At 39.4% G+C, this 17,642-nt stretch carries 10 protein-coding genes, 1 tRNA gene and 1 pseudogene; 6 read left to right on the top strand and 6 right to left on the bottom strand.

All coding sequences use genetic code 11. The features are described from left to right. Positions 1-41 precede the first annotated feature (41 nt). On the bottom strand, positions 42-1,370 hold the full coding sequence (locus AA650_RS14735; RefSeq protein ID WP_053539585.1) for a hypothetical protein: 1,329 nt from the start codon (positions 1,368-1,370) through the stop codon (positions 42-44). Between the two features lie 342 nt (positions 1,371-1,712). Here AA650_RS14735 and AA650_RS14740 point away from each other — a divergent pair, with 342 nt between their 5' ends. The 6 genes from AA650_RS14740 (at position 1,713) to AA650_RS14770 (ending at position 9,347) form a co-directional block, all read left to right on the top strand. Next, positions 1,713-4,850 (top strand): alpha-mannosidase, encoded by a 3,138-nt coding sequence (locus AA650_RS14740; RefSeq protein WP_053541297.1) that lies wholly within the window; start codon positions 1,713-1,715, stop codon positions 4,848-4,850. A gap of 624 nt (positions 4,851-5,474) precedes the next feature. Further along, positions 5,475-6,023, top strand: a complete 549-nt coding sequence (locus AA650_RS14750) for an NYN domain-containing protein (RefSeq protein WP_039200402.1) — start codon at positions 5,475-5,477, stop codon at positions 6,021-6,023. Positions 6,024-6,187: 164 nt separating this feature from the next. Next, positions 6,188-6,259 (top strand) — tRNA-Asn (locus tag AA650_RS14755). An 812-nt stretch (positions 6,260-7,071) separates the two neighbouring features. Next, positions 7,072-7,581, top strand: a complete 510-nt coding sequence (locus AA650_RS14760) for a phosphate-starvation-inducible PsiE family protein (RefSeq protein WP_053539586.1) — start codon at positions 7,072-7,074, stop codon at positions 7,579-7,581. 83 nt (positions 7,582-7,664) lie between these two features. Further along, positions 7,665-8,591 carry a carbohydrate ABC transporter permease gene (locus AA650_RS14765; protein WP_053539587.1) on the top strand — a complete coding sequence of 309 codons (927 nt, stop codon included), beginning with the start codon at positions 7,665-7,667 and terminating at the stop codon, positions 8,589-8,591. A gap of 351 nt (positions 8,592-8,942) precedes the next feature. Next, positions 8,943-9,347 (top strand): hypothetical protein, encoded by a 405-nt coding sequence (locus AA650_RS14770; RefSeq protein WP_053539588.1) that lies wholly within the window; start codon positions 8,943-8,945, stop codon positions 9,345-9,347. Here AA650_RS14770 and AA650_RS14775 read toward each other — a convergent pair. From AA650_RS14775 to AA650_RS14790, 5 genes and pseudogenes are all read right to left on the bottom strand, one after another. Further along, positions 9,334-10,248 (bottom strand): hypothetical protein, encoded by a 915-nt coding sequence (locus tag AA650_RS14775; protein ID WP_053539589.1) that lies wholly within the window; start codon positions 10,246-10,248, stop codon positions 9,334-9,336. The genes AA650_RS14770 and AA650_RS14775 overlap by 14 nt on opposite strands. 396 nt (positions 10,249-10,644) lie before the next feature. Continuing rightward, entirely contained in the window at positions 10,645-11,727 is a 1,083-nt protein-coding gene (locus AA650_RS14780) for a hypothetical protein (RefSeq protein WP_234413191.1), read from the bottom strand. 277 nt (positions 11,728-12,004) lie between these two features. Next, positions 12,005-12,259 (bottom strand): annotated as a pseudogene (locus AA650_RS14785) (cation:proton antiporter); the annotation flags it as partial. 81 nt (positions 12,260-12,340) lie between these two features. Further along, the gene (locus AA650_RS28015) at positions 12,341-12,490 is read right to left on the bottom strand and encodes a hypothetical protein (RefSeq protein ID WP_160289994.1); all 150 of its coding nucleotides are present in this window, start codon (positions 12,488-12,490) and stop codon (positions 12,341-12,343) included. A gap of 397 nt (positions 12,491-12,887) precedes the next feature. Next, a complete protein-coding gene (locus AA650_RS14790) occupies positions 12,888-17,474 on the bottom strand; it encodes a cadherin domain-containing protein (protein WP_053539590.1) in 4,587 nt (1,528 codons plus the stop codon). Positions 17,475-17,642 lie beyond the last annotated feature (168 nt).

Below are 17,642 nucleotides of genomic sequence, written 5' to 3' on the forward strand. Positions count from 1 at the left end.
ATCCCCGACTTCTCAAAGAAGTCGGGGATATGATTTTCCATTTATCTCCCTAACAATAAACCTCTGAAAAAATAAATCATGTTTGTTAATATTTGTTCTATCCATAATATAGAATAATCTAACCATTCCAGAATTTGTTCTAATGGGTGTTTTTCATAGCCTAATGAGGTGGCGGAAATATCAATCCAGTCTGGCTTAAAATTAAATTCTTGGCTGGTTTGACTGCCTGTTTGGGTAAATTCGTCGTTTTTCGGTTGAGGTGGTTTTTGACCCATTGTAGTCCGAATTCTCGGTAATCCCCATCTTATTTGAGATTGCGGTAGTTTATTGACATCATTATTATCAGATAATTCTTCAATATTGGTGGGGGTATTACCAAATAAATCATTCCATGTTAACCAGGTATCTTCTGAAGTATCCCCAATATTTAACTGATTGTTTGCTGATACTATCTTTTCAAAATCAGGTTTACTTTGTGGGGTTTCTCCAGAAGAATTTGAGTCAAGTTGATAAGTATTTCTGACGACAAAAAAGTAGTTTATCGCGGCTAAAATTAAATTAGAAATACTTTGTTGCTGAGGTTTTAAGTGATCATGATTAACAGTTAAATCATTAACTTGACTTTGGAAATTTTTGACGATTTCCTGACTGTGTTTTTGGACGGGGACTAAAGCCGTAGTTTCTAAATTAGCAATTAATTGATCGAGAAATCCAAAAGGTTTCAGGGGACTGAGGAGAGGTTGTTGTGCTATGATGGGATGATCATCAGTTAACTTATTCAAAAGATCATCAATTTTGGGTAATAATTGTTGTTGTTGGTGAGCAATTAGTTGTAAAGAATACCGATATTCACTAATTTCGCTATTAATTCTATCTGCTAATTTGACGTTTTGCTGCGGTGTGAAAACATCGAAAATACGATTATCTGCGCTTACTAATACTAAATTACGGGTTTGCAATTCTATGGCAATTCCCTGTACTGTTGGTATATGCTGTTGCAGGGTACTTTCTGGAGTTGGAGAATTTGGACGAGGAAAAATTTTCTTCCACAAAGATCCTAACAATGTGAGAGGATTTGTTTGTGAGGAAGTTGGTATATCAGTCTCTCCGGGAGGAAGATTTTTGATAACATCTAATATAATTTGAATTGGCGCATCACTGGTAGGAGGAGTTGCTGATTGTAATTTTTTGACTGTGCCATTTTGTTGCCATAATTGGTAAAGTGGATAAAGTAGAGAACCTACACCCAAACCAGTAGCAAGTTGCAAATTCTTGAAGGTGTTTTCCAGTGTTTGTGTCAACCGTCGAGAATGCTGGTAGACAAAGTTGAAGAGTTTGCTTTGATAGCGATTGGAGAAATCAGAAGACATGGTAATTATGTGTAATTTGTAGGGTGGAGGTTATCGTCAATTAAAGGCTTTAGGTGTTGCTGATTAAGGGTATGAATTTTAGTCTCACGCAAAGGCGCAATCACGCTTCGTGATCTCGAAGAGTAGACGCAAAGGTCAGAGTTTTAAAGGTTTAATTTGGGAATTTCATACCTTAGTTCAGCAACGCCTAATTTTGAATTGTTAAGAGATTCCCACAAACCTATGAATTTTCAGCAATATCAATTATTGACATTTATGGTAATTGGGAATTGCATGAGAGACAATCTGAAAATCAAAGCACTTTCATTCCTGACTCCTGCTGTATATTATTTTATTAGAAATATGACTCTTCCTGTATCCTCATTAAATACTAAATCTATATCAACAGCAATTGAAAATTTGCGTTCTTGTTGTCAGGTTGATATCCAGTCAAGCTGGCAAAATCAGGAAACTGACGAGGTAGTTACTGATTTTATCCCATTTAGTTTAACTGATTGGCAACCTGTGGAACTAAATGAAAAAGCTCATGTTTCTTGGACGGGGGGAAAACGGGTATTATGGTTAGGACAAAAATTTTCTGTTCCTGAACATTTACACAATTTTCCGTTAACAAGTTTGTCTTTGCGTTTGGCGTTGGTATGGTGGGCAGATTTAGCAGAAGTGTATGTTAATGGTAAGTTAGTATTGACGGGGGATTTGTTTGATTCTTCCCCGCGAGTGTTGCTGAGTCCAAGTGTAACCCCTGGAGAAGAGTTTACCATAGCTTTGCGGTTGGTGAGTCCGGGACATTGTGATGGGGCGTTGATGCGATCGCTTGCAATTTTTGAGTCCACAGATTATGATAATCCTGATGCTGGTTTTATTGCTGATGAATTAGCAGTTACGGAAATTCTTTTACAAAACTTCGCACCAGAAAAGTTACTAAGTTTAGCTGGGGAAGTTGAGAAAGTTACAAATCGCCAAGACGCAGAAAATCAAGATTGGAAAACATATCTGCTGAATTTGCGACAAACTTATTTGAGTTTAGCTGAGTTTATCAACGCTCAAAAATATAAAATTAATTTATTAGGTCATGCACATTTAGATTTAGCATGGTTATGGCCTGTGGAGGAAACTTGGAAAGCAGCACAAAATACTTTTGAGTCAGCTTTAAAACTGCAACAGGATTTTCCCGAATTGATTTTCTGTCATACCACACCGGCGTTGTATGCTTGGGTAGAGGAAAATCGTCCCGACTTGTTTCGAGAAATTCAAAATCAAGTTAAAGCAGGAAAATGGGAAGTTTTAGGTGGTTTTTGGGTAGAACCGGATTTAAATTTAATTGCTGGTGAGTCTATAGTGCGTCAGTTATTATATGGACAAAGGTATTTTCTCCAGAAGTTCGGAAAAATATCTTCTGTGGTTTGGGTTCCCGACACCTTTGGTTTTTGTGCGACCTTACCCCAATTTTTTGCAAATGCAGGAATTGAGTCCTTTGTAACTCAGAAACTCCGCTGGAATGATACAACTAAATTTGATTATGACTTATTTTGGTGGCGATCGCCTGATGGCAGTCAAACATTAAGTTTCATGTCCGCACCTATCGGCGAAACCATCGAACCTGTAAAAATGACCAAGTCCGCTTGTGACTGGAAAACTCAAACAGGTTTACACAATTCGCTTTGGCTTCCCGGAGTCGGTGATCATGGTGGTGGTCCAACCCGTGATATGCTAGAAACCGCGCAACGGTGGGAACATTCCCCAATTTTCCCCAAGTTAGAATTTACAACTTCCGAAAAATACCTCAACGACATAAAATCATCAACTCAAAACTTACCAGTTTGGGAAGACGAACTTTATTTAGAATTCCACCGAGGATGTTATACTACCCACGCAGACCAAAAACGCTGGAATCGCAAATCTGAACATTTATTATATAGTGCTGAATTATTCGCAACTTTAGCAAATATCCTTTGTGGTGCAGAATTTCCGCAAACAGAAATAGAAACCGCATGGAAAAAAGTTTTATTTAACCAGTTTCACGACATTCTCCCCGGTTCTTCCATTACCCAAGTTTACGCAGACGCTTTATGGGAATGGGAAGCAGTAGAAAAATTAGGAACGAAAATACTAGAAGACTCATTAAAAGCGATCGCTTCCACAATCAACATACCACAACCTCCCAACCCTGAGAGCATCCCCGTCATAATTTTTAACTCACTCAACTGGGAACGTTCCCAAGTTGTCACCATTGACTTATCAAAAATCATCACCACAGATTACCCAACCTGGAAAATTTCTGATATTCAAGGAACAGAAATCCTCTCCCAAAACAGCGAAAACTCAACCTTATTATTTTTCGCAACCATACCATCTATAGGTTACAGCATTTTCTGGCTTTCTCCATCTTCCCCCCAACCCAAAACATTCCCCGAAAACTGGATATTAGAAAACGAATATTTGCAAATTCAAATCAACCCCGAAACCGGAGATATAGCCAACATCTTCGACAGAACCCAACAACGAGAAATTTTAACCGGTGCAGGAAATCAACTTCAAGCCTTTAGGGACAGCGGACAATATTGGGATGCTTGGAACATAGACCCAGATTATAACACAAAACCTCTACCGCCAACTCAATTAAAATTAATTCAATGGCAAGAATATGGAGAAATTCAACAACGGTTGCGAGTAGTCCGTCAACTCGGAAAATCAGAATTTTGTCAAGATTACATCTTGGAAATCGGTTCACCAATTTTGAAAATAACTAATACTGTAAATTGGCAAGAAAATCACGTATTAGTTAAAACAGCCTTTCCTCTCAACCTCCAAGCCGAATTTGCCACTTATGAAATTCCCTGCGGTGCTATTCATCGTCCCACAAATCCCCAAACCCCCGCAGAGAAGGCAAAATGGGAAGTCCCCGCATTACATTGGGCAGATTTAACCACAGATACAAATATCGGAAAATACGGAGTCAGTCTTCTTAATGATTGTAAATATGGTTACGATGCCAAACCTAACCAACTACGCCTCACCTTGCTAAGAAGTTCCCATTGGCCAGACTCCCAAGCAGATAGAGGGATACACGAATTTACCTACAGTTTATATCCTCATTTAGACAGTTGGGAAGAAGCAGAAACTGTTAAACGTGGTTATGAGTTGAATATTCCTTTTCAAGTATTAGTAAACCCAATTAACTATCAATCTAGATTAAACCCTTGTCAAAGCCAAAGTTTTTTATCTTTATCAGCAGATAACTTGATTTTAATGGCACTTAAACCCAGTGAAAACGATCCAAAAAAGTTTATTCTTCGCTTTTATGAATGTCATGGACAAACAGCAGAATTATCTTTGCAAAGCGAGATTTTAAACTTAGAAAAACCCACTGATTTATTAGAAAATAATATCAAACTTTCCGCAATAAATCAAGTAAATAAAAATATTAACCCTTGGAAAATTGTGACATTTCAAGCCACATCCAGCAAAATTCAGGAGTAGGGGAGGTAGGGGGGGTAGGGGAGGTAGGGGAGGTAGGGGGGGTAGGGGAGGTAGGGGGGGTAGGGGAGGTAGGGGGGGTAGGGGAGGTAGGGGAGGTAGGGGAGGTAGGGGAGGTAGGGGAGGTAGGGGAGGTAGGGGAGGTAGGGGAAGGAAGAACAGAAGTTTTTTCCGATCATTACCCGTCAAAATAAATTTGACGAACTACTAGCCCTGAACTATGGCTTACGCCACGCTACACTATCAGTTATGGGCGGATTATATTTAGAATAAAATAGCCCTGATCTACTACAATAATCAAATTTTGGCTTATCCGCATTTATGTATAGTTAATTATTATTAAAAGCTAGAATTAGTGGAAAAGCGGTCAAAATGCTATTCAAAAAGCCTTCTATCCTGGAAACATAAAATTTTACAGACAGAGAAAAATATTTTTTTAGAGAAAACAAATTCAGTAAACCTGATTTTTAGAGGCTTTTTCAAAATCATAGCTTCTATCGTAGGGTCTAAATTTGATTAAAAGAGGCAGTTTTTATTTCTTGTAACATGGGGTTACAAGCAATGCTTCATTTACTATAAGTCTTATGAATGATTTTTGTTAACTCTAGATAATTGTGATTAAAAACCATGTCTCGTTCCATAGTCCCGGCCGTTCTCTTAGTAGACGGTTACAATATTATAGGCACTTGGCCTTGCTTGATAAAAACCCGTGATCATGCCGGACTTGAGGCTGCACGGGGTGAATTAGTGGAAGCAATGACTAATTATAGTGCTTTCCAAGGTTATGAAACTCAGGTAGTGTTTGATGCTCAATATCAAAACACTCCTAGTAACAGAGAAACTATTACAAATTTTCTAACAGTACATTATACGGATTTTGGTCAGACTGCAGACACATATATAGAAAAAACCTGTGCGTCTCTGCGTCACCAAATATCCCAATGTTTAATTTCCCGCATGATTGTCGCTACATCAGATCGAGCGCAGCAGTTAACAGTCCAGGGATATGGTGCTGAATGGTTATCGGCGCATCAACTATGTGGCGAAGTAGAAACTACTGTCTGTCGGATGCGCCATAGGTATCAGTCGCAAAAACAACCTAAAAGTAGATTCTTGGTGAATGGAATTGATCCTAAAGCCAGACAACGGCTGACGGAATTGCGAATGGGATTATAATTTTAGGATTCGTAAATCTCCGAATGTAGCTGCTGGAAAGGTTTTGGGGTATTAAAAGTGAGAAATTTCAGCAGCAACAAAAAAAAGTTGGAAAATTTTTCCAAAACCCCTTGCATTAATCTGGATTTAGGTTTACTATAGCTAAAGTTAAGAGCAAAGAGCATTCCTCAGTAGCTCAGTGGTAGAGCGATCGACTGTTAATCGATTGGTCGCTGGTTCGAATCCGGCCTGGGGAGTTTAAATAAAAGACGAGGCGTGAAACAAAAATTAATAAGTTTCACGCCTTGTTTTTTGTATACTCAAAACGGCTTAATTGTTTGATTCTAAAGGTAGTAGTAGTAATCTTGTCAGTTAAGGAAATGTAGGTTGGGTTGAGCGAACGTTTACGTTCCACAACCCAACCTGCCATATAATGACTTTTCAGGCTTAACCGAGCAGTATTGGTAGTAGTAGGGGTAAAGCAAGAGCTTCATTGGTGTCAACTTAAGTTAAAAATGGCTTATCTGTTTGCTTCCACACCCGCCCGGAAATGAATTTCCGGGCTAATAGCGAAAGTAAACTAAAGTTTACTCAAAAATTTCCGGGTTATTTAGTCATCAAAAGACAACTTCTGCTATTAGACTGGGAATATGGCTAACGCCACGCTACGCTATCATTCCCAGGCGGGCTACAGGTTTAACGTTAAGTTGACACCATTAAGCACTGCTAAACCCACATCTAGGTTCTTTGTCATTTCACAAAAGTTTATATCCTACTTGTGTTTAGTATAATTAGATAGCGTTGGTTTATTTACTCCGAGCTGTACTATTATGCTTTAATTGGATAAGTAGGTGAACACAATAAAACCAAACTGTGTAAAGAAATGTAAAATCGCCTAAACCCTCTTCACTCTTGCCTCTTGCCTCTTGCCTTTTGCCTTGCCATAACGACAATTTTCAACGCCAACCTACTTAGTTGCTAATTACGTCTTGTTCTCTGTTTACTTTATTAAAATCTGTTTAATGGTTAATTATTAAAATAGATGTATTGATCTTTTTTAGGAAATACCATGCCACAGCGGATAATTATAGAAGTCAATAATTGGTTTAAACGAGATAGAATTGTTCGTAACTTAGAGCTTTTTCAGGATATTATTGTAATCTCCCTTTGCGTGAGTTTATTTTGTGTTATGCTCATTCGATTAGGAGATATGTTTTTATCGTTTTTACGTCCATTAGATTTACGGCAAGTCACATCTGATATTCTGTTTATTTTGATATTAGTAGAACTGTTTCGGTTATTAGTTGATTACCTCCAAGAACGCAGTATATCCGTAGGTGCAGCCGTAGAAATTACGATTGTTTCGGCTTTGCGAGAGGTAATTTTACGTGGTGTATTAGAAATTTCCCGCGACCAACTTTTTGGACTTTCTGTATTTCTATTAGTTTTATCAGGAATTTTCCTAGCTTTACCTTGGATGCCTAGCTTATTAAAACAGGTGAAAATTAATAACCATGAGACAGTAGAACCAGAATCATACAGCAGAATTCAAGAGTCAGGAGTCAGGAGTCAGGAGTAAAACGTAATTTTGCCAAAAAATAGGGAAGAGGATTATTTAACCGATTCCCCAATTAAATATTAGTTTTATGGGAGTCCTATAATATGTCTCAATTAACATCAAAACAATGGATTTTAATTAAACACAAAATTACACCATATTTGTTCTTATTACCTGCCTTGATTATCTTAATATTAACTGTTTTTTGGCCAGCAGTTCAAGCCTTTTATCTCAGTTTTACCAACTATGAAAATATAGGAGATCCTCCTCAATGGATTGGCTGGAAAAATTTCCTGCGTTTATCGAAAGATCCAGTTTTTTGGCAAACATTAGAAAATACATTTATTTATCTGATTGGTGTTGTTCCTATTTTAGTATTTTTACCCTTAGCTTTAGCAATTTTAGTGAATCAAAAATTGCGGGGAATGAATTGGTTTAGAACAGCATATTATACCCCAGTTGTAATTTCTATGGTAGTAGCTGGGATAGCCTGGAAATGGTTATATGCAGAAAACGGGTTGCTGAATCAAATTCTCAAAACTTTAGGGATTTTTCCCGACGGAATTCCCTGGTTAACAAGTCCTGATAAGATATTGGGAATTGTTCCCATTTCCTTAGCTAGTATTATGGCTGTAACGATTTGGAAAGGCTTAGGCTATTATATGGTAATTTATTTAGCTGGATTACAAGCCATTCCCGCTGATATTTATGAAGCTGCGGCTATTGATGGTTCAGATAGTGTTCGTAAACATTGGGATATTACGTTACCATTAATGCAACCATATTTAGCTTTAGTGGCTGTAATTTCGGCGATTTCGGCAACTAAAGTTTTTGAAGAAGTTTATATTATGACTCAAGGCGGACCACTCAATAGTTCTAAGACTATTGTTTATTATTTGTATGAACAAGCATTTGGTAATTTAGAGATTAGCTATGCTTGTACTATTGGTTTGGTGCTATTTTTAATTATTTTAGGTTTATCAATTTTAAGATTAGTTATCAATCAAGATGGGAATGATTTTAGTGTTTAATATTTAGGGTTTGCTGAAAAAGTTATCTGTGAGGGCTAGAGGTATGGCTAAGAGGATGTTTGAAAAGTGTTTAATGTATAAATAGCCAATTCCAGTTACTACCTAAATGCCAAAGGTGTGCGATCGCTGTGGGAAATTGTCCGAATCAGGATTTCCAGGATTTCCAGGATTTCAGGATTTACAGGATGAGGGATCTGTTTGCAGATGAGGTTGCTAATTTGACGGTGATTAATTGTCTGAATCAGGATTTCTAGGATTTCAGGATTTACAGGATGAGGGATCTATTTGCAGATGAGGTTGCTAATTTGACGGTGATTAATTGTCTGAATCAGGATTTCCAGGATTTACAGGATGAGGGATCTGTTTGCAGATGAGGTTGCTAATTTGACGGTGATTAATTGTCTGAATCAGGATTTCCAGGATTTCAGGATTTACAGGATGAGGGATCTGTTTGCAGATGAGGTTGCTAATTTGACGGTGATTAATTGTCTGAATCAGGATTTCCAGGATTTCAGGATTTACAGGATGAGGGATCTGTTTGCAGATGAGGTTGCTAATTTGATGGTGATTAATTGTCTGAATCAGGATTTCCAGGATTTCAGGATTTACAGGATGAGGGATCTGTTTGTAGATGAGGTTGCTAATTTGATGGTGATTAATTGTCTGAATCAGGATTTCCAGGATTTCAGGATTTACAGGATGAGGGATCTGTTTGTAGATGAGGTTGCTAATTTGACGGTGATTAATTGTCTATAGCTGCTCTTAATTTTTTAAGAACTCTACCGATTTCTACGAAGTCTTTATTTTGTGAGAGTCCTAGGAGAACCTTCGGACTACTTTGATTGACAATAGTATTATACACATTAATAGCAACGCTGAGTTTATTGATGTCCACAGATGCTGCTGCATTCACCTGAGCTATGGTGAAACTAGCTTTAAGGGCTTTGGTATTAGTTAATAAGTCACTTTCCGTTAACTGGGCTGTGTGATAAGTTGGTTTGATATAACTGTTAAGAGGACTTAAAAGACTAGCCAGGGATTCTAAAAGTCCCTTCGTTAATTCTGGAGAAACCCCTGTGCTATTCATAGACTCAGTCAGTTCAGTAATTGCAGGTTGTACATCTGAGCCAGCACCCATCAAGTCACCAATCTTTGTGTTACCACCAGGGCTTGCAAGTTCGGTGAGTAAATCAGTAAATGCTTGATTTATGGACTGTTGAGCCGCAGGTGTAATTGTCATGGTTACAACTCCATCTGGTCCTGTTGTGACAGTGACGTTAGGTGATGTACTGACTGGATTGAAATTGATGTTAACTTGTTGGATTTGCTGATTAGGATTAACTCTTTCACTAACACCCTTAGGACTTAGATTGGGAGCAGGTTCAGGCGATGGATTGGGAGCAGGTTCAGGCGATGGATTGGGAGCAGGTTCAGGCGATAGATTGGAAGCAGGTTCAGGTGATGGAGGCGTAAATTGGGGTGATGGATTAGGTGATGGATTAGGCGTAAATTGGGGTAATGGATTAACCCCTCCACTAATACCTCCAGCATTACCCTTACTCGGACCAGAAACTTGAGCTTGGTTTGCCATCTGGAAAGTAAACAATATTAACGGACTGAGGCTCAGAGCAAAAATGAGACTTCTGGTTTTTAACATGATGATTTCCTACCAAACATTAAAGTTGAAGTGCTTATTTGGGGTCTGCCAAATAAAATTAGAACCGCTCACAAATGAGGACTTCAGGGTTTTTGATACTTAGAAAATGTCAGGTTCTGGTATAGAATCCATTTGGTATCTATTTTGTAAGACTTACCTAACAAGAGTTATGGTAATCTTGACGGATTCTCTCTCGTCCATACTGGGCAATAACTCTGGCAAAGATGCCAAATGGAATCTACACAAAGATCCCAAATAGGTACATTTTTCCCTATTTAGATATGGGGAACTGAGGATCTATGACTACCCAGCGCAGTCTGTCAGCATCAGTCCATTAGATAGCTGAAACCGTTGCCCGTGGCTTCATATCCTCACCAACAATTTTTTCGGTAAGCCCTATTTGGGTAAGAAATTGAAGCCATAACCTACGCCCAGAACAAATACCGTACCACCCTGACTATTATTTGTGATATCTGCCCCCTGGGCTGTAATTGTCAGTGGTACAGTGGGGAAAGGAACGTAGGATGCTCCAATGTTTAAACCAACTCCACTCCAACCTAGACCTAGACCAACTTGGGGATGAACTTGTACACCCACTCCTGTAAATATTCCAGTACTGGAATTACCTTGCCTAAAGTCACCGCCTCCAGCCCCCAGGGAGAAGGAGATGGGCATTTGATTAACGGGATCTTTAGGCTTTAATAAGGAATAAGCTGTTGCCACCCCATAGGCACTAGAAGGTCTAATGGGTTCATCTCCGTATTGGGCAAAGGTGTTCCAACCAGCAGCTACACCAACTTGATTGGTTGCTTGGTTGTAGACAATGCGGTGGACTTTGATATCAAAAGTTCCATTGGCGTTAAAGTTGTTGATACTACCAATAGTCCAGCCAAGCTCCAATCCAGCTAGTTTCCTGGCATCTCCTAAACCAAAACCTGTGGTGATACTACCATCTAGACCTGTATCTCTCTTGCCGCCGAAAGCCCCTGATCCTGCTACAAACCCATCGCCGATGTTGGCTCCGAAGGCACTTGGACCAGCAAAATTAAGTCCAGGCCTATAGGATGGCTTTTTGGGAGTTAGCCTATAAATGGGATCTATCAATAAATCTCGACGAATTTTATCTGTATTAATTGATGCATCGTCTATCTCCGAAGAGTTTGTCTGGGAGGTTATTTGTGGTTGTTTTTGGTGGACAATGGATTCAATCTGTTTTCCAGAAATAACCTTCTGCTTTAATTCAGCGACTGCGATTACCTGGTTGCTGTCGGGTAAATAGGTCGCTTTTGCAGTTTCATCTGTATTTAATGTACTTTTGTCTAATGCTTGATTGTCAGTTATGATCTCGTCTGCTGCGGATGCAGAATTAACTGACATGACTCCGTTCAGTAATAAAATTGACAGGTTTAGCCATAAACTCCAGTAGATACCACGAACATAAATACTTGGCGGCATGGTAAAATCACCCTTGATATTCAAGATATATTCCTCCAAAATGTTTGCAGCAAAGCTAAAAACCCAAGGTTCCCTGTTTTTGTAAACAGGAATACAGGGAGCATAAACTGAAAGCATGGCCTTAACTTACTTATATACTTATAAAGGTTGGTTAAGGCCGTATTGTTTTGTATATATTGATTGATGGACACCGTTTAGTTGAGCTTAAACCCGAACCAAGTACAGAATGTTTACAACCCCGATTTTTACATTTATACCACGAATGCAAATTAAAAGCACCTAAGCTCAACCATGAGAATAGTTAGGAATTATCAGTGATTTCTTGGGTGTTAACTGCTGGGAGGAGGGCGGTAAGGTGTGAGGTAACTTGACTGTAACGACGGGTAATGAGTAATGAAGAACGACATTGGATGGCGAGTTGATCTGTGTATCTTCCCAGGGTTTGGCGTTCAATTCCCCACAGACGGCTAGTACCAACAATGGTCAAATCAACATTTTCCGAGGCAGCAATTACGGCTTGGATTGGTTCTGGGGATGTGACAGTTTTGATTTCAATCCCATATTCGGCATGAGTAAATATACCCAAAATATTTTTCCCAGCAGGTTATTTTGTGAAAAAAAGAATTTCATAAAACAGCTAAAACCCAATCATAATAACTATTTCATGCTTTTTGCTATCTAGGTCGGTATTCAATGAATTTAATCTCAAACCAACTAATTTATTGACAGTATTCTCAATAAGCTCGATTTGAGCTTGCGATCGCTCTAATATAGAATTGCGTGTCATTGTCTGAAAGCCTTGTTATCATTGAGTTATGGATAATTCCGAAAATTCAAAAAACACCTGCTGAATGTGGGTTGAATCCTCGACTGATTGATTCTGACTCCTGGCTACTGACTCGGTGACTCCTTCTTCAACTCACCGAGTAGGATTATGTTCAGAAAAAGATGTAGAAATGATTCTTAATTTATTAAAAGAAGAAAGCAGAATGATTATTAGTCTTATTAAAAAACTAGAAAATTAAAATTTTTCCCCTGTTCCCAGTTAAGAGTTCCCTGTTCCCTTCTCTCAATTTCTCGGTTTAGCATAACAAGTACCGAAGAGCCAAATATACTAACACATCCACAGAGTTTGAACTTCCCCATCCGGGAATGGAGAAGTTGAGAAACCAACAACCTCAAGTTTAAGAAAGAGCAAAAACCGCATCATTGAAATCATTGTTGGAATATTGGGTAGCGGTAGCGGGTAAATCCTCAAATCCATAGACCCCATTACCATAGGAACGGAGGTGGGGAGATTTATCGGGATTAGCTGACCCAAAGCTAAAATAGGCTACAGGTTCCTGTAGGAATCTAGGTGCATTATTGAACTCATTACCTGCTTCCGTAGCAACAAGGTCTCGGACATATTTAGGTGCATTGGCAAACCGGTTTACGTCTCCGTTTTCAGCAGCGACGAAATCTTCTACTCCCTGTTGTAAATTGGGGAAGTAAGTTCCACAGTTAGCAATAACAAAAGGAGCATAAAACTTATTACCTTGAAGTGACACACCAGACCCTAATTGTGTAGCGGTGCTGGGAGTATCGCTACTACCTGCTTGCACTATAAAGTCCTTGACTCTAGCAGCGGTGAGAGCGTAAAGCGCATAATCGCTATCTCCCGGTTTTAATACCCCTTTCTCAGTATTAATTCCTCCTTCAGCATCCACAACCTCATATATTCCAAATAAGTGGTTGAAATTGGACTTTGTTCCATTTTGGACACTGGTCACTTCATTAGACGCGGATAGTCTATTTGTGTCTAAAGACAGATTTCCTCCGCCATTGGTACTGAAAATCAAACCCGTGGATATATTCACGTTGGGTGCATAATCAGTAATGGGGGTGAGGGTGCGATCGTCATTGGTAATTGTCGCTTTGAATGCACTGGTGGTGTCAATGATGTAACCAGCACCAGGAGCCAAAGTTAACTCCACTGTTTCATCCCCTTCTACTGTGGTGTCAGCTATGGGGTCAATCATAACTGTAGCGGTACTAAGACCAGTAGCAAAGGTAACTGTTCCACCTGTTGCTGTAAAACTTGCTGCACCAGTTTGGTTGTAGTCCGTATTAAAAATAGCTGTACCAGCAACGCTATAATTCACGGTTAAGGCATTAATCAAATTGCCACTGCGAGTGAAAGTATAAATCAGATTATTTGTGCCATCTTCAGTTACACTTTGAGGCTCGATCTTTAGGGTAATAGGTGAAGGGGTGGTATTACCAAAGTTGATATTATTAACAGTTTGACCTGAAGCAACGACAGCTGTGTGATAGTTAGGACTGTTAGGGAATGTTTGACTGAAACTGCTGGTAACAACCTCTCGCACAATGTAAGTTCCTGGCTGGAGATTAGTAAAGCTGTACTGCCCTGCTTCGTCATTGGTGGTACTGGGGTCATCAAGAGCCGTGACTTGATTCGGTTCTCCTATGTCCAAAACCTCATTATTATTTAAGTCCAGGTAAATACTTACTCCGCTTAGTCCAGGCTCTTTGAAGCTTCGTGTTCCACTACCTAACCCATTAAAAACCCCCAATAATTGATCAGTACTGGTAAAAATACTAGCATTGGAATTAATTAATTTGAGATTGTCGATCCTTGCACCGGTTCCCACACCAAAAGCTGATAGCTTGACTCCCGCATTTTGTAAGGCAGAAACTTCATCTGTATAAATAAACTGCGGATCATTTTCACCATCGGAAATGAAAATTACATTTCCATTACCAGTAGTTGTTCCTATACTTGTCAGAGTGCTGGCAGCTTTCTGTAACGCTATTTCAAAGTTAGTTCCGCCTAAATACCTAAGAGAACGTAAGGTTTCTTCGACATCTTTAGTACCATTTTTGTTGCTATCTGTTTCTGGATTCGTAGTCAATTGAACCCCGCTGATGTTTGGCTCCATATCCAGTTGATAGGCGTTACTTTCAAAGCTGACAATACTGACCTTAGCTGTAGAACCTAATCCTTTACTGACTAAGCTATTATTTAAGGCAATAAATCCGGCGATTTCAGCATCTAGTATGGTATTTGGTGTGCCATCATTATTAACATCTCCCACAGGTATCCCTTGAAATGGACTACGTGTACTACCAGAAACATCAATTACAAAAACTATATTGGGAGAATCACCTTGAATTAAATCCTCTCGGACTCCATTACCGTTGATGTCGTTCCATTTGAACCCTTGAATTGATCCCGGATTATTATTATCATCATTGGTAATAGTTCCTACAGCAGTTGCAGTGGTAATGGTAGCATTGGTGGGGTTGGAAAGGGTAACTGTAAACCCTTCATCCGGCTCAACAGTGGTGTCTCCTAACACATCTACTATGATAGTTTTAGTGGTTTCACCTGCTGCAAAACCCACCGTACCAGTTGGTAGGGTTCCACCAAAATCCGTAACATCTGCTTGGTTAGTACCAGACCCTATTACTGCCCAATTAGCACTGCTGCTACCACTGGTATCTTCACTGCGGGTAACAGTGAAGGTAAAGGCTTTTGTACCTGAATTTCCCTCTGTTTGAGTTACATTACTAGGAGAAATACTTAGATTGGCAACAGTTTCATTAACGTCAGTTACACCAATAGTTAATTGTTTCTCAAAGGATAACCCACCCTGGTCTGTGGTTTTGACTCTAATGCTGTAACTGTTTTTGGTTTCATAGTCAAATCCAGAGTTGGTTTTGAGTTCATTATTGGTAATGGTGAAGACATTATTATCTGTGTCTCCCGTACCGCTTACCAATGTATAGGTGAAAGTGTCTCCCTCATCTGGGTCTATGGTGGTGAAATTACCAACCACTGTATTAATAGCTTGATTTTCGGCAATTGTGCTATTGGAGAGAGTCAAATTGCTAGGAACTTCGTTAACGTTGGTGACGGTAATAGCTACCGCTTGTGTGGCGGTTAATGAACCATCACTAGCGATAACGTTAATATCATAAACGTTATTTGCACCGCTATCACTAGGTAATTCAAAGTTAGGAGCATTTTTGAAAGTAATATCACCGTTGCTGATATTAAAGAGACTAGCATCAGTACCAGACAAACTATATAAAGGTGTACCCGCATCTACGTCTGTAGCTATAACGGTATAAACTGTTCCTGTGCCGTTTTCCGCAAAATTTGCGGTGGTAGGACTGGTAATAACTGGAACTTCGTTAACGTCAGTTACACCAATAGTTAATTGTTTCTCAAAGGATAACCCACCCTGGTCTGTGGTTTTGACTCTAATGCTGTAACTGTTTTTGGTTTCATAGTCAAATCCAGAGTTGGTTTTGAGTTCATTATTGGTAATGGTGAAGACATTATTATCCGTGTCTCCCGTACCGCTTACCAAGGTATAGGTGAAAGTGTTTCCTGCATCTGGGTCTATGGCGGTGAAATTACCAACCACTGTATTAATGGGTTGATTTTCGGCAATTGTGCTGTTATTTAAGGTGATGTTGGTGGGCGCTTGGTTGGTCGGCGGAGTATTATCAAAAACATAGCTAAAATAAGTTCCTGTTAGACTCAAACCTGTTTGATTTCGGACTATACCAATAAGTTCATCAGGTTCTGTATTTGGCTTGTTGATTAATATTTGAGTGTCTGCACCGACAACAGCCAGCAGGTAATTACTGCTTGTTCCTTGCAGTTGAATAATATCTCCGTTGGCAATGTTGAAGTCGGTAATGTTGGCATAGTCGCTACTACCATTAGTTAGATTATTGCCATCATCATAATAAACCTTGGTAGCATTTCCTAAGATAAAGCGATCGCTTCCTGTTCCACCTGTGAGGCTATCTATTTCTCCTAATCCGGGAGTCAGACTTGCTCCATTAACACCATCAATATTGTCATCACCAGCACCCGCATCAATATTGTCATCACCAGCACCACTATTTATCGTGTCATTGCCACTGGCAGTATTGATATTGTCATTTTGACTTGTCCCAGTAACCTGAAACCGATTAATCCCAGAGAAATCAACTCTGTCTAAAGTAGCGTTACCTGCGGCATTGAGTCGATAAGCTACACCCTGAAATCCTTCTGTAGCTACTCCGGTAGATAAGGTCATCCCACGTCCAGTATCACCAATGGAGTAATCAACAATTAGTAAATCATCTCCTGCTCCTCCATCGGCAAAGTCACTATCACCTAATCCAGTATTAATCGTGTCATTGCCAGCTAAACCATAAATAAAATCATTACTCGTAGTACCTATAATCGTGTCATTACCCGCCGTACCCGTAAAATTCTGCTGTTCTACCTGAATAACTTCTCCATTTACCGTAATCGTCGCGTGATCATCCTCGGCCTTCAAAGCCTTCAAGGTCTGAGTATTCAGACTGTAACCCTGTACCAATTCAGCAAAAATCGCCCCTTCATCTCCAGCGCTATCCGTCTGGTTAATTTTAGCATCTACAAAATGCCCAATTTCCTCTAACAACACCCCACTAATAGCTGCTAAAGAGGCACTAGCAACAAAGGTATTTGATAAATAAATCCTATTCTCACTACTAGCATAAGCGCCATTAGCACTGCCAAGAATACTACTATCGAGAACTTCTATTTGGGGAAGTTGACTAAAATCCCCAGTTTCCCACTGTAACCGGAGAATTTCCGCAAGGCTGCGGTTGTATTGTGTACCAAAAGCAGTATCAAAAACCTGCCAGAAGTTATTTAAACGAGAAAAATATTTAAGTTGATTAGAAGCTAAGGTTAGCGCGGAATTAATTAAAAAGTTCATAAAATAAATGATGTTTTTCGAGGTTTGAACTAAAACAACAGGTTAAATTAAGTAGTAAGACAGAATTAATTACACAATGTCATTGCGTAAGCGTTGCGTGGCGTTAGCCATATGGAACGAAGTGAAATGAAGCAATTCCAAGGGTTGTGATTGCTTCCCTTCGCTCGC

This window comes from Anabaena sp. WA102, from assembly GCF_001277295.1.
Classification (GTDB): Bacteria; Cyanobacteriota; Cyanobacteriia; order Cyanobacteriales; family Nostocaceae; genus Dolichospermum; species Dolichospermum heterosporum.